Genomic DNA, 14276 nt, shown 5'->3' on the forward strand with positions numbered 1-14276 from the left:
GATGGCGACGCCGCACCTGCCCCCGTCCGCCCCTAAGAAACAGGGAATCACAACGGGATGTCAAGATAAATAAATCACCCTTATTTATTATTGACAGCTGCTGCACTCCTACGCATTCTTTTGATCAATGGGAGGAATGATCGTGGCGACACCGACGGCAGGGCACAGCGCTGCCAGGGATCTCAAGAGTTCCGTTCGTGGGTCGAACCAGAGCGGACTCCGTGCGCATAACGAGCGCCTCGTGCTTTCGTTGCTTCGCCTGCATGGGCCAATGGCAAAAGTTGAAATCGCGCGCGCGTCCGGCCTATCGGCGCAGACAATATCCGTCATCATGCGTGGTTTGGAGGAGGACGGGTTGCTGGAACGCGGTGAACCAATCCGTGGGCGGGTTGGACAGCCTTCCGTGCCGATGCACCTCGCCCCGGACGGCGCGTATTTCTTCGGCCTCAAGGTGGGCCGACGCTCGGTCGACCTGATCATGGTGAATTTCGTCGGTGCCGTTCTAGGGCGGGTTCATCTGACGCACCCTTATCCGACGCCCGATGCCATTATTCGATTCGCTCTGGGTGCCATGGAGGAACTGCGCGGACAGTTGCCCGCAGACCAATCGGGGCGAATTGCCGGATTGGGTATCGCTATTCCGTTCAGGCTATGGGACTGGGCTGTGTCGATAGGTGCCCCCGCATCCGATATGGATGCATGGCGCAGCCGCGATATCCAGGCGGAGCTGGCGGCATTGGTGGATTTCCCGGTCTATTTGCGGAACGACGCCTCCGCGGCTTGCGGTGCGGAGCTGGTTTTTGGCAGCGGAGAACGTCCGCGGGAATTCCTGCACTTTTTTATCGGTTACTTCATCGGCGGGGGCCTCGTTCTCAATGGAAGCCTCTACACCGGTCGGACGGGAAATGCCGCCGCGCTCGGGTCGATTCCGGTCCCTGCGCCGGATGGGGAACGCGTACAACTCGTGGACGTGGCGTCGCTGGCAGTCCTGGAACAGCGGATACGCGCGGCCGGGAAGCCAACACATACGCTTTGGGATCCGCCCCAGGGATGGGACGTCCCGAGCGACATTCTGAACCGCTGGATAAGTGATTCCTGCAATGCACTCGCCTATGCAATCTCAGCAGCGGCCTCCGTCGTCGATTTCGAAGCGGTCATGATCGACGGTTGGCTGCCGGCACCTGTACGCAAGCGTCTCACAGACGGAACAGAACACGCGATTCAATCTCTCGATATCAACGGTATCGACCGGCCAGAGATCCGCGAGGGTACAATCGGTCAGGATGCGCGGTCCCTCGGTGCTGCCAGCTTGCCGCTGTCGGAACGCTACCTAGTGGATTTCAATGCGATGCTGCTGGCTGGTTGATCGAGCGCGAGCCGGCATTGATCCGAAGCCCCCTGGCCGCTAGTCCTGCCTGACCGGGCACGTACGCCCGGTCGCAGCGACGATGAGGCCCCAAGTTGCAAAACGATGATCTCAGCTACGGCAGCCATCTGATGCTGGACCGGCTTCTGTCGGCGCAACGCCCGATCTCCGGTCGACACGACGAGATGCTCTTCATCATCCAGCACCAGACCAGCGAACTGTGGTTGAAGCTCATCATCGAGGAGCTCGGTGTGGCGCGCAAACAGCTCTTGCTGGGGCATCTGCGCCCCGCGCTGAAGGCGCTCGACCGTACCACGGTCGTGTTAGAACTCCTCGTGAAGAGTTGGGACGTGCTGCGCACGTTGACTCCGGTGGACTTCACCTCCTTTCGCAATGCGCTCGGTTCCGCATCTGGGTTCCAGTCCCACCAATATCGGATGATCGAATTCATGCTTGGAAATCGCGCCGTGTCGCAGTTGGAGGCGCATGCCTCAAACGCAGATGCGCTGCAGGCGTTGCGCGACGAACTCGGACGGCCTTCCGTCTACCAGGCGGCGCTTTCGCTTTTGGACGCACGATCAGGCGCGGGGCTACACACGGCACTGATCCCGCAAGCGCAACCATACCGCTCGGAACCGGCGGTCTTGCGGGCGTGGCAAGCCGTCTACTCGGATCCGGACGGCCAGCCCGACCTCTTTGATCTCGCCGAAGCGTTCGTCGCCCTGGAAGACGCACTGCGTTGTTGGCGCTTCAACCACGTTACGACCGTCGAGCGCGTCATTGGCGCCAAATCGGGTACCGGGGGGACGACCGGGGTCTCATATCTTCGCCGATTGCTGGACGTGGAGCTTTTTCCGGAACTCTGGCAGGCGCGTACTGCGATGTGATGTGTGACTGGCCCCTTTAAATGGTTGGTCACGTAGCCTAGCCTGCGCGTGACGGTGCCATGCCGGCGCCGCGACAAATGGGTGGAACATAACAATGAATTTCAAAATCGTTCTGGCGTCGCTTGCACTTCTTGGCGCGGCAGGGTGCTCTTGGTTGCCGGGTAAAGACACGTCCTTTGCCGAGCGGACGGAGACCATTTCCCTGAGCGGAACCGTCGAAGCCATCGATCAGGAAAGCCGGCTCTTCAAGGTGCGGGACGGCCGGACCGCGGTGACCTTCCGTGCCGGTCCACAGGTCCAGAATTTCGGTCAGATCGAAGTGGGCGACGTGATCACATTGGACTACTACGAATCCGTCGCCGTGGGGATGGCTGACCCGGACGATCCAGGCGGAGCCATCGGCGAGGCGATCGGCGGCGTGGCAGCTCCTGGCGAAAAACCGGCAGCCGGGATGGTTGGCACCCTGAGTGGAGTTGTCGAGTTCGTGTCCTACGACGCGGCAACCGAAATCGCGACGGTCAAGCTGGACGATGGCACATTGGAACGCGTGCAGGTCCAACCTGAGATGCAGGCCTTTGCCGCAGCACGCGTGCCGGGCGACAGGATCGCTGTCATCATAGACCGTGCAATCGCCGTGGCGGTGACTGCGTCGGAATAGACGCTCCGACAATCAACCCTATCCCTGTTTGGGGCGGTCGCGGAGCCGCCCCAATTCGTATCGGTTTGCGGATCTAAGCCAGTCCGACCCTAGCTCTTGGGTGAGCCGGTACCGGCGTGCATTGTTTTCTTGAACATCACCATGGGCAGGACGATGTTGGCGATCAGCGCGCCGAGCCAGACGAGAAGTGTCGCCGCGAGCCAGGCCGTGATGCCCGAGATCGTCATTCCGCCGACCAGAACGTTGGTGATGCCGAGCCCGACAAAGGTCGTTACCAATGCCACACCACCTTGCATCGCGGGCACGTTCTTCGTCGACATTTTGGTCAGCAGAGGGCCTGCGACGGCTTCGACCACCGATAGCAGCAGCGTTGCAACGACAAATCCAACGAAATCCAGGGAAAACCCTTCAACCAACGCGGCGGCGATCAGGAGCCCGACGCCATTGGCAAGGACGTAGAGCAAGGCGGATATCAGCGTACGGACCATTTGGCGGCTCCCATTGTATGACCGAGTCGCGTTGATACTAGCTGCGAAACGTGGCCGCCGAAACGGATGTGCGTTGTGCAACCAATCGCGTTGATAGCGATTTTTCTGCCGTTCGTTCCATCTCTTCGCTAAGGTTGGGGCAGAGTTCGTTTCCCCGCGTCGCTATTGGAGTGGACCATGCCAATTCTACACATCTTCTGGTCGATCTTTCTGATCTTTCTGCTTGTTGCCTGGTTCTGGACATTGATCTCGGTCGTCGCCGACATCTTCTCGTCGGAGGACCTCAGCGGCCTCAACAAAGGTCTCTGGTTGCTGGGCGTCATCGTCGTGCCGTGGCTCGGCGTTCTGCTGTATCTCGTTCTGCGTGGAGACAGCATGCAAGAGCGGCGGCGACAGGCGGCGGCGGATCTGCAGGAGGCCCAGAAAGCCTATATCCGCGAGGCCGCGGGCGCGCCGTCGGCCGCTGATGAACTGGCCAAGCTGGCAGATCTGAAAGAGAAGGGTGTGATCAGCGAAGAGGAATTCGCCGCGCAGAAGGCCAAGATCCTGGGATAATCCGCCGCTGTCGATTGCCTTCACTGTGGGTTATCCTGCGCCGGTCTCCCTTGGCTTGACGTCTCTTCGGTACCGAGCGTGAGGCGTTGTTGGGGGGAGGAACCGGATGCCCAGAGATAGCCAGAAGAAGCGCCGGCATACGTTTATCCACGGCTTCTTGGATGCTGTTTCCGATCCAGGCGTCAGGCTTCTGCTTGCGCTTACCGCCACCGTCGTTTTTGCCGGTGCGGTGGTGTATTCCTTTCTTGAAGGTTGGGGCGTTGTCGACTCGATTTATTTCGCAACCGTCACAATCGCCACTGTCGGGTATGGCGATCTGGCTCCCCAGACGTCGGCAGGCAGACTGTTCACCGTTGGATACATCGTCGTCGGGATCGGGCTTTTCGTCGCCTTGGCGAGCGCTCTTGCGAACCATCTTATCCGCAGGGCGCAGCGGGACCTTGGCTTGCCGGACACCGACGATGATACGCAGGGTTGACCGAGCTTGCGGTTGCCCGGTCGTATTGCCCAAATCTTGAGCAACGGGCGTTTTTCTATTGCCGAAATCGCTTTGGAAGCCTTTTGTTGGCGCAGATAACCTATTGAATGGGCCGAATTGCCCCGCGTCAGTCCTGTCGCGGGGATACATCGGTTCCCTTTGCCGATGCTGCCGGCTGGGAGTTCTTTCCTGGAAATCCCAGGAGGTTATCCGCCGGTCGAAGTCGCTTAAGATTGTCAGGGAGGAATACATGATCAGTAAATCAGCTCTTTTCGGTGGGACAGCCTGCGCGTTCGCGCTGTCTGCCCTTGCTGCTGAGGCCGATACGGTCCGTTTCTGGACCACGGAGATTCAGCCAGCGCGTCTCGAGCGCCAACAGGAGATGGCAGCCCAGTTCACGGACGCGACCGGCATCGACGTGGAGGTGATCCCGGTTGAGGAGAACGAGCTGGCCACCCGTGCGACCGCCGCCTTTGCGGCGGGCGACTTGCCGGACGTAATCTATCATCCGCTGTCATACGCCTTGCCGTGGGTGGAGGCCGGAATTCTCGACGCGGAGGCCGCGACCGAAGTGATAGAGGCGCTGGACTCGGCGACCTTCGCTGCGGGAACGCTGGAGATGGCGCGTACCGAAGACGGTTGGGCCAGCGTGCCTTCCGATGGCTGGACACAGATGATCGTCTACCGAAAGGACCTGTTCGACGGCGCTGGTCTCGAAGCCCCGACGACTTACGACGCCGTGCTCGCCGCCGTGGAGGCGCTGCACAACCCGCCCGAGATGTATGGTTTCGTCGCTGCCACGAAGGCAGATGACAATTTCATGAGCCAGGTTCTCGAGCATGTGTTCCTTGCCAACGGAGTCTCGCCAGTTGACGCGAACGGCTTTGCGCCGCTCGACGAGGCGAAGACCACCGAAGTACTGGATTTCTACAAGGCGATTGTGGAAGCGTCGCCGGCGGGGGAACTCTTCTGGAAGCAGTCGCGCGAGATTTATTTCGACGGCAAGGCTGCAATGATCATCTGGTCGCCGTTCATCCTGGACGAACTCGCAGGCCTTCGTGACAGCAACCCACCGACGATAAATGACGATCCGACCAGCACGGAACTGGCATCGTTGACCGGTATCGTGACGAACTTCTCCGGCCCGTCGAATTCGGACGGTGCGGCCTGGTCCAGCACCAACCTCTTCGGGATCACCGCGGATGCGGATACCGAAAGCGCCGTGGAATTCGTGAAATTCGCGATGGACGAGGGGTATGCCCAGACACTTTCGATCGCGCCCGAAGGGAAGTTCCCGGTCCGCAAGGGCACGGCCGCGGACCCCAGCGAGTTCTCGAACGCGTGGGCACAGCTTCCGGTCGGCGTGGATCGCAAGGCGCCGCTGTCCGAACTTTACGCGCCGGAGATGATCGACGAGATCGTCGGTGGGCTCGACGTGGCACAGCGTTGGGGCGTAAAGGAAGGGCAACTCGGACTCGCCTCCAAGATCATCAACAGCCAGGCGATCAACCGCTACGTCCGCGAGTACATCGACGGGGAGCGGGATGCGGCCGAGACGATTGCCGCGATGAATGAGGAACTGGGCAAGATCCAGTGACCAGTTGCGATCTGGCGAATGCACTTCATGTACCGGCGGTGCTCACCGCCGGTAAGGTCCGGAATGTACGATGACGTCCGCTGTCCCACCCAAGGGCACGGGGCCACTCGCCCGACGTGAGGCACGCCTCGCCTGGGGTTTGCTTCTGCCCACGATCTTCAGCGTGGCAATGGTGATCATTCTTCCGTTGCTGTCGATCTTCTGGATCTCCTTCAAGCCCATCGGCCTCGCGGACCTGCGCCCACCTGTACCAGTGGTGCGAGAGAGCCTGCGCGGTCGTCCCGCTGCGGCGGGGGATGTGGCCGAAGTCGAGTACAGGCTTCGCAATTCCAGCCAGGACGAGGTGATATCCGGTGTCACCCTGTCGGACCATTGGCCGCCGGGCATATCCCTCGTCGGCGAGATGCCGGAAGGGTGCTCATTGAGCGGACAGGATTTCTTCTGCGATTTCGGAGACATCGATCCGAAGTTCAACTCACGGTTCCGCATCGAGGTTGAGGTCGGGCAAGCATTCTTCGACTGGGGCGGCGATCCGGAGGAGAGCCTCCCCGTCGTGACCGGGACGGCTGACAATGTACTGACCAACGCCGAGTTCACCCTCGATAATTTCCGCCGCATCTTCGACGGCGCAGAGTTCTGGTCCGTTCTTGGCGTGACCCTCGCCTACACGATCTTCGGGACTATCGGCGCGCTAGTCGTCGGGCTCTTCGCCGCACTGCTGCTCAACCGGGAGTTTCGCGGGCAGGGGGTTCTTCGGGGGCTCTACCTCTTTCCCTACGTCGCGCCGGTTATCGCCGTGGCCTTTACCTGGGTGACGTTGTTTGACCCGACATCCGGATCGGCCAACGAATTGTTGATCCGCATGGGGCTCACCGGAGCGGGTATCAACTTCTTCGGACAGAAGCCGCTGGCGCTTATCATGGTGATCCTGTTCGAAGTCTGGCGCTATTTCCCGCTGTCGTTCCTCTTCATTCTGGCACGCCTGCAATCGATCGACCACGATATGTATGAGGCGGCAGACATGGACGGCGCCTCGCCGTTCCAGAAATTCTGGTACCTCAGCCTGCCGATGCTACTCGGTATTCTCTCCGTCCTGTTCCTGCTCCGCTTCATCTGGACCTTCAACAAGTTCGACGACATTTTCCTGCTTACAGGTGGTAGCGCCGGGACGCGCACGCTGACGGTCAACGTCTACGAACAGGCGTTCGCCATCTCCAACATCGGCGCTGGTGCGGCTGTCGCCGTGTTGATTTTCGCAATTCTTCTCGTGTTCTCGTTCTTTTTCTTCAGATTCATCAGCCGGGAGGAAGGGTTGTGAACCGACGTGATCACCTCCGCGGCGAACGCTTGCGACATGCGGGAGCTCAGGCATGAAGACATTGCGGAAGGGAGCGATCGTCGGTCCAGTCGTAGGCGCGCTTTGGCTGCTCATCGTCGCAACCGCCGTTGCCGTCGCGATGTCGTTTGCAACGGGGAATGCCTTCAGGCCGGGTCTCGCCGGTTCTATCCTTCTGGGGGTCACACTTGGCGGCGCCGCACTGACGATTCGCAATGCGTGGCTGCTGATCGTCACGGGCGCAATCGCCGCCTTCATGATGACGGCAGCCGGCATTGGCGCGGTGCAGGTCGGCGACGGTGTCGATACCGTGCAGGTTGCGCTGGCATCGCTGGTCACTGGCATCGGTGCCGGCTGGCCGCTCTCCGTCATCCTGGCGCGGCAGCCCACGGGCGAGATGACCCGGCACGAGTTCGAGGAGGTCCTGCTCCGCTTCCTGACGGGTTTCGGCTATATTTTCTTCACCGCCATCGTGGTCATTCCCTTCTACGTCATGGTTATGACCTCACTGAAATCGCAACAGGCGCTACTGGCGAATCCGCTCGATTTCTCTGTTGATCTCTCGAAAGGCTGGGATCTCTTCCGCAGCTACCGTGAATTGTTCGAGGATTTCCATTTTGGATCCTACCTCTGGACGTCCTTCTACGTCTCGGTGCTGACGGTGCTGATCACGCTGCTGTTCTCGGTGCCCGGTGCCTATGCGGTGGCGCGGCTGCGTTTTACCGGCCGGGCGGCCTTCTCACGCTCGATCCTGCTGATCTACATGGTGCCGATGATCGTCGTGGCGCTGCCGATCTACATTGTCTTCTCGGTCACCGGGCTGCGGAACTCGATCTTCGGGCTGGTGCTGATCTATCCCGTGACAACGATTCCGGTGTCTCTCTACATGCTTCAGGGCTATTTTCGCGGGTTGCCGTCGGAAGTGGAGGATGCCGGGTTGATGGATGGCCTTTCGCGGCTGCAGGTCATTTGGAAGATAACCTTGCCGCTCAGCCTGCCAGCGCTGGCATCGGTATCGCTCTATGTGTTCATGATCGCCTGGAACGAATTCCTGCTGGCCTTCATGTTGCTGGACGACCCGTCGAAATTCACGCTCACGCGCGGCGTCGCGATGCTGAATTCGTCAGAGGTGCCGCGCCAGCACCTGATGGCGGGGGCGGTGATCGCCACTGTACCGATCATGGTGCTGTTCCTCGGTCTGGAGAAATTCATGACGCGCGGTCTGACTGCCGGATCGGTGAAGGGCTAGCGACGTGGGGAATGATGCGGATCAGGCGGCCCGAGAGGTCCTGCGCGACAACGATCGCGGTACCTACACCGTGCCCACCGACAACCTCTATCCCTTTCAGTGGAACTGGGATTCCTGCTTCGCCGCCTGGGGGTTTTCGACCTTCGACGTGCCGCGTGCCTGGGTGGAAATCGAAACGCTACTGGCCAACCAATGGGAAAACGGGATGATGCCGCATATGGTCTTCCACGATACCGCACCCGGCTATTTCCCCGGGCCGGAGGTCTGGGGCACAGGCAGGACGCCACCGACTTCCGGCATCACCCAGCCACCGGTGGCGGCAACGCTTGCGCGGGCCGTGTACAAGGCCGATCCGGACTACGGCCGGACACACATGGCGTCGGTATTCGGCATACTCCTCGGCTGGCACCGCTGGTTCATGACCGAGCGGGTGGAGCGCGGCATGGTTGCCGTTACGCACCCCTGGGAAACGGGGCGAGACAATGCGGTAGACTGGGATGCGGCGATGGGCACCGTCGATACCTCCGGCGTCGGTGAGTACAAGCGCCGCGACCTGCAGGAGGTGGCGGCCGACCAGCGGCCGAAGAAGGCGGAGTACGACAAGTATCTCGCCATGGTCTATTTCGGCCGCGAATGTGGGTGGGACGAGGCCGTCATTCGCGAAGCGGGTCCGTTTCGTGTGGCCGACGTTGGCATGACCTTCATCCTCTTGCGCGCTTGTCGGGACCTGTTAGCGATGGCGCGCGATTTGGGTGAGCCGGCCGAAGAAATCGCCGGTTGGATCGCCACGCTGGAAGCGGGCGCGCGCAACCATTGGAACCCCGATGGCGAGTACTTCGATTCCATCGACCTTCGGACCGGCGCCTTCGCCGGCGCGCTGACCAACGCGAGCTTTCTCTGCTGGTACGCAGGTATCGATGATGCGCGTATGTTGGGCCATTTGGAGCGGCAGGCCGCGGCCCTGACCTATCTCGTGCCTTCGCTCGATCCCGACCATCCAGAGTTCGATGCGCTACGCTACTGGCGCGGACCGGTCTGGGGGATCGTCAATACGCTGATCGGGCTGGGACTGGCGGAAACCGGGCATGACGAACTGGCGCGACGCGTCCGCAAGGATTCGCGCCGGCTTATAGAGGCCAGCGGCTTTTTCGAGTATTTCAGTCCTTTGGACGGAACACCGGCCGGGGGCGGACATTTTTCATGGACGGCCGCCGTTTGGCTGGCCTGGGCATCGCCTGCGGCGAATGAGAGGATCTTCTGATGGGAGCGATCACGCTGGACGCCGTCGAGAAATGGTTCGGTGAGACACAGGTAATCAAGGGCGTGGACTTGCAGATCCCGGACGGCGAGTTCGTGATCTTCGTCGGCCCCTCAGGCTGCGGGAAATCAACGTTGTTGCGGATGATTGGCGGTCTGGAGGAAACCTCGCGCGGACGTATCCTGATCGACGAGGCGGATGTCACCGCAGAGCCGCCGGCCAAGCGCGGGTTGACGATGGTTTTTCAATCTTATGCGCTCTACCCGCATATGTCGGTGGCCGACAACATGGGGTTCTCGCTCAAGACCTCTGGCGCTCCGAAGGCGGAGATCGAAACCAAGGTCGCGGAGGCCGCGCGGGTGCTGAAGCTCGAGCCCTATCTGGAACGCCGGCCCAAGGATCTCTCGGGTGGTCAGCGGCAGCGCGTGGCCATTGGCCGGTCGATCGTGCGTGATCCCACCGCCTTCCTCTTCGATGAGCCGTTGTCGAACCTTGACGCAGCGCTGCGGGTAGAGATGCGTTACGAGATCGCCAAGCTGCACCAAGCGCTTGGCACGACGATGATCTACGTCACCCATGACCAGGTGGAGGCGATGACGCTCGCCGACCGTATCGTCGTGCTGGAGGCCGGCAGGATCGCGCAGATAGGCACGCCAAAGGAACTCTACGAGCGTCCGGGCAATCTCTTTGTGGCGCAATTCATCGGTTCGCCGAAGATGAATGTCCTGCCCTGCAGAACCGAGGCGGGCACCTACTACCTCGAAGGCGGTCGTGGTGGTGAGTACGGGTTTGGCACCCCTGCCGCGCATATAGGCGTTCGCCCCGAGCACATCACTGTGGGCGCATCCGGTGCGGGCGCCTGCGACGGCGTGGTAGACGTCGTCGAGTATCTGGGAGCAGATACATACCTGATCGTGGATGCAGGTGCGCTCGGGCAGGTCACGGTACGGGTTTCGTCCGAAGACGGGCACCGGCCGGGTGATCAGGTTAGCCTGATCTTCGATCCGAAGTGGCAGCTCTTCTTTTCCGCGGACGGGCTCGCGGTATCAGGCTGACCGACCAGACGAAAAGGCAAGGCGAATGCACTGTTCTTCCCCCGAAAGCCTCTTGCGCGCGTTGTTCGATCGTGCGGTGGAAGTGGCCGACCCGATGGCTGTTCTTCGCGCAGAACTGCCTGACAAGCCCGCTGGGCGAGTCGTCATCGTCGGCGCAGGAAAGGCCTCAGCCCGCATGGCCGAGGCCGTGGAACGCAACTGGGGTCCTTGCGAGGGGCTCGTGATTACCCGCTACGGCTACGCCCGGCCTTGCGATGGTATCGAGATCGTCGAAGCGGCGCACCCGGTACCAGACGAGGCCGGTCTGGTCGCCACCGCGCGGATGCTGGCGTTGCTGGAGGACCTTGGGCCGGGAGATCTTGTGCTCGCGCTGATCTCAGGCGGTGCCTCGGCACTGCTGGTTCAGCCGGCCGGAGAGATCACATTGGCTGAGAAACAAGCGGTGAACGCCGCGCTGCTGGCCTCCGGCGCGCCAATCGGCAAGATGAACATCGTCCGAAAGCACCTCAGCCGTGTGAAGGGCGGCCAGCTCGCGGCGGCTGCGCATCCTGCGCGCATGCTGGCTTTGATGATTTCCGATGTTCCCGGTGACGATCCGGCTTTCATCGGATCAGGGCCGACTGTCGGCGACGCCAGCACTCCCGACGAGGTGCGCGAGATCATCGACAGGTGGAAGGTGGAGGTGCCGCAATCGGTTCACGATGTTCTGGCGGCCCCGACAGGTGTGATCCCTCCCGGCGACACAAGGCTCTCCCGCGTGGAAAACCGCGTGGTCGCCGCCCCGTCACTGTCGCTCGCAGCGGCACGTGAGATGGCTGAAGCGGAGGGCTGCGAGGTCGTAGCACTCGGGGATGCCGTCGAAGGTGAAGCGCGAGATGTGGCGCAAAAGCACGCAGAGGCGGCACTCGCGGTTCGTTCTCAACGCCCAGTACTTCTGCTATCGGGCGGCGAGTTGACAGTTACCCGACGCGGCAGCGGTATTGGCGGGCCGAACGCGGAATATGCTCTTGCACTGGCGATCGCACTCGACGGCGCGCCGAACATTCACGCGCTGGCCTGCGATACGGACGGGGTTGACGGTGCGGCCGAGGTTGCCGGGGCCATGATCGGCCCGGAGACCCTCCGGCTGGCTGCCGAGGCCGGCGTGGATCCTGTCGCTGCGCTTTCAGGCAACGATGCGCACACTTTTTTCGAGGCGGTCTCCGGTCAGGTCGTCACCGGACCGACTCTGACCAATGTGAATGATTTCCGTGCCATCCTCGTATTGCCGCAAGCGTGAGTACCTCTGAGAGAAACCGACAAGTCGGCAACACTGTGAAGCTGCTGGCGCGGTTGCCTTGCCTGCCCCGGTATCGCTCCCTACATGGGGCCGCATGAAGCGCTCTTTTCCCTTTTTCAACCGTGCCCCCCTGGTCTCGGTGATCCGTCTGGGCGGCATGATTGCTGCGGGTCGCCGCGGATTGAACGATGCCGGCTGTGCTGGCATGATCGAGCGCGCATTCCGGCGCGGCAAACCGAAGGCGGTTGCGCTGGTCATCAATTCGCCGGGCGGGTCGGCGGCGCAATCCTCGCTGATCGCCGGGCGAATCCGGCGGCTGGCAAAGGAGAAGGATCTCCCGGTTACGGCGTTTGTCGAGGATGTGGCCGCATCCGGCGGCTATTGGCTTGCCTGCGCAGCGGACGACATCATCTTGGACGAAACCTCTATCGTGGGATCTATCGGGGTGATTTCCGCCTCCTTCGGCTTGCAGGACTTCATTGCGCGTTTCGGGGTCGAGCGCCGCGTCCATACGGCCGGGGAGTCGAAGAGCTTCCTCGATCCATTCCAACCGGAAAAGCCGGAAGACGTAGCACGTCTGACGGCGCTGCAGGAACAGATCCATCAGAGCTTCATTGAACATGTGAAGTCCCGTCGCGGTGATCGCCTCGACGGCGAGACGCCTCTCTTCACCGGAAATGTCTGGGTGGGACAGAAGGCGGTCGATATTGGGCTCGCCGATGGGGTGGGGCACCTCGCGGCGGTGATGAAGGAGCGCTACGGCGACAATACACGGTTTGCGGTTCATGGTCCGCGCCGGGGCTTGCTTCGCCGGTTTGGATTGGCGGCGGCTGAGTCAGTCGCGCTCGGGCTTGAGGAGCGCGCACTCTGGGCGCGGTACGGGCTCTAGTGTTGGTCAAGGTCGTCACCTTCTTTCTCATCGGGATTGCCGTGTTGGGCATGTTCGGGCGGCTGCGTTGGCCCGGCGGCGCCCGGCGTATCGGCCGCTCGGATGCGAAGCCGGCCAAACCACGCAAGTGCAAGGCATGCGGCGCTTATATCGTCGGCAAAGGTCCGTGCCCCTGTCAGAAGGATGAATGAATGCTAGAGGATATCGCCCTGGCCAGTCTGGGGTTGGTGATCCTGCTTTTGGCGGGGGATGCGTTGGTGAAGGGGGCGGTGAACCTCGCTCTGCGCCTTGGGGTTCCAGCCCTGCTTGTCTCGCTAACCATCGTCGCGTTCGGAACCTCTGCGCCCGAGTTGCTCGTCTCGGTGCAGGCGATCATGACAGGGGCGCCAGGGATTGCGCTTGGCAACGTGATCGGGTCGAATATTGCGAATGTACTCTTGGTGCTCGGTGTGCCCGCGTTGCTGACCGGGCTGCATACGTCCGGATGCGAGACCCGCAAGAATTACACGCTGATGATAATTGCCACCCTTGTTTTCATCGGTTTGGCATTTACGGACCTGTTCAACTGGATCGATGGAACCGTTCTGCTCCTGATGCTGGGCTTGTTGCTTGGTGACGCGTTGCGCACGGCGCGCCAGCACCGGCGCAACACGCGACACGCGGCGGAGGCCGCCGCCTGTGCACAAGATGGCCTGGATGAAGTCGAAGGAGCCGATGCTTCCCTGCCCACGTGGAAAACGCTCATCTACTTGGGACTCGGTTTGATCGGCCTGCCGCTCGGCGCCGATATCCTTGTGGATTCGTCGGTTCGTATCGCGGCAGAACTACAGGTGCCGGACACGGTGATTGGACTGACACTCGTCGCGATCGGAACCTCGTTGCCGGAACTGGCAACGACCGTTATGGCTGCAATTCGGGGTCAGACCGAGGTGGCAATGGGCAATGTCATCGGTTCCAATCTCTTCAACATGCTTGCCATTATCGGCATCGCGAGCTTCGTAGGGCCGATCCCGGTTGATCCCCAAACGCTCCGCTTCGACATCTGGGTCATGCTTCTTTCGGCGTTGGTGCTCTTTCCATTCGTGTTTATGCGGTGGGACATGGGGCGCGTCTGTGGCGGTATCCTGACGGCGGTCTATGTGGTGTATCTGGTCGTGGTTGTGGTCTGAAATAGACGGTTT

The 14276-nt window shown here is 61.3% G+C and carries 14 protein-coding genes; 13 read left to right on the top strand and 1 reads right to left on the bottom strand.

Going from position 1 to position 14276, the window contains the following annotated elements; all coding sequences use genetic code 11:
• Positions 1-136 precede the first annotated feature (136 nt).
• From ARC39_RS01120 to ARC39_RS01130, 3 genes are all read left to right on the top strand, one after another.
• The gene (locus ARC39_RS01120) at positions 137-1366 is read left to right on the top strand and encodes an ROK family transcriptional regulator (protein ID WP_068108774.1); all 1230 of its coding nucleotides are present in this window, start codon (positions 137-139) and stop codon (positions 1364-1366) included.
• A gap of 95 nt (positions 1367-1461) precedes the next feature.
• Positions 1462-2253 carry a tryptophan 2,3-dioxygenase gene (locus ARC39_RS01125; protein ID WP_068108777.1) on the top strand — a complete coding sequence of 264 codons (792 nt, stop codon included), beginning with the start codon at positions 1462-1464 and terminating at the stop codon, positions 2251-2253.
• A 94-nt stretch (positions 2254-2347) separates the two neighbouring features.
• Positions 2348-2911: a hypothetical protein gene (locus ARC39_RS01130; protein ID WP_068108780.1), complete on the top strand. Its 564-nt coding sequence runs from the start codon at positions 2348-2350 to the stop codon at positions 2909-2911.
• A gap of 89 nt (positions 2912-3000) precedes the next feature.
• Here ARC39_RS01130 and ARC39_RS01135 read toward each other — a convergent pair whose 3' ends face one another.
• Positions 3001-3399: a phage holin family protein gene (locus tag ARC39_RS01135; RefSeq protein WP_068108783.1), complete on the bottom strand. Its 399-nt coding sequence runs from the start codon at positions 3397-3399 to the stop codon at positions 3001-3003.
• A gap of 177 nt (positions 3400-3576) precedes the next feature.
• Between ARC39_RS01135 and ARC39_RS01140 the strand changes: the two genes are divergently transcribed.
• The 10 genes from ARC39_RS01140 to ARC39_RS01190 all read left to right on the top strand — a co-directional run bounded on the left by ARC39_RS01140 (position 3577) and on the right by ARC39_RS01190 (position 14264).
• Positions 3577-3954, top strand: coding sequence for an SHOCT domain-containing protein (locus ARC39_RS01140; RefSeq protein WP_068108785.1), 378 nt, complete (start codon positions 3577-3579; stop codon positions 3952-3954).
• Between the two features lie 106 nt (positions 3955-4060).
• A complete protein-coding gene (locus ARC39_RS01145; RefSeq protein WP_068108789.1) occupies positions 4061-4432 on the top strand; it encodes a potassium channel family protein in 372 nt (123 codons plus the stop codon).
• A gap of 250 nt (positions 4433-4682) precedes the next feature.
• Positions 4683-6029 (top strand): ABC transporter substrate-binding protein, encoded by a 1347-nt coding sequence (locus ARC39_RS01150; RefSeq protein WP_068108792.1) that lies wholly within the window; start codon positions 4683-4685, stop codon positions 6027-6029.
• 70 nt (positions 6030-6099) lie between these two features.
• Complete coding sequence (locus ARC39_RS01155; RefSeq protein ID WP_068108795.1) at positions 6100-7347, top strand: carbohydrate ABC transporter permease; 1248 nt, start codon at positions 6100-6102, stop codon at positions 7345-7347.
• A 52-nt stretch (positions 7348-7399) separates the two neighbouring features.
• Positions 7400-8614: a carbohydrate ABC transporter permease gene (locus ARC39_RS01160; RefSeq protein WP_068108798.1), complete on the top strand. Its 1215-nt coding sequence runs from the start codon at positions 7400-7402 to the stop codon at positions 8612-8614.
• A gap of 4 nt (positions 8615-8618) precedes the next feature.
• Complete coding sequence (locus ARC39_RS01165) at positions 8619-9875, top strand: MGH1-like glycoside hydrolase domain-containing protein (protein ID WP_068108800.1); 1257 nt, start codon at positions 8619-8621, stop codon at positions 9873-9875.
• Positions 9875-10927, top strand: coding sequence for an ABC transporter ATP-binding protein (locus ARC39_RS01170; RefSeq protein WP_068108803.1), 1053 nt, complete (start codon positions 9875-9877; stop codon positions 10925-10927). The genes ARC39_RS01165 and ARC39_RS01170 overlap by 1 nt, the downstream gene beginning before the upstream one ends.
• Positions 10928-10952: 25 nt before the next feature.
• On the top strand, positions 10953-12206 hold the full coding sequence (locus ARC39_RS01175) for a glycerate kinase type-2 family protein (protein ID WP_068108806.1): 1254 nt from the start codon (positions 10953-10955) through the stop codon (positions 12204-12206).
• Between the two features lie 94 nt (positions 12207-12300).
• A complete protein-coding gene (locus tag ARC39_RS01180; protein WP_068108810.1) occupies positions 12301-13095 on the top strand; it encodes a S49 family peptidase in 795 nt (264 codons plus the stop codon).
• Positions 13096-13286: 191 nt separating this feature from the next.
• Complete coding sequence (locus tag ARC39_RS01190) at positions 13287-14264, top strand: calcium/sodium antiporter (RefSeq protein ID WP_068108816.1); 978 nt, start codon at positions 13287-13289, stop codon at positions 14262-14264.
• Positions 14265-14276: the final 12 nt, after the last annotated feature.

Source organism: Tropicimonas marinistellae, assembly GCF_001509585.1.
GTDB classification, from domain to species: Bacteria; Pseudomonadota; Alphaproteobacteria; order Rhodobacterales; family Rhodobacteraceae; genus Tropicimonas; species Tropicimonas marinistellae.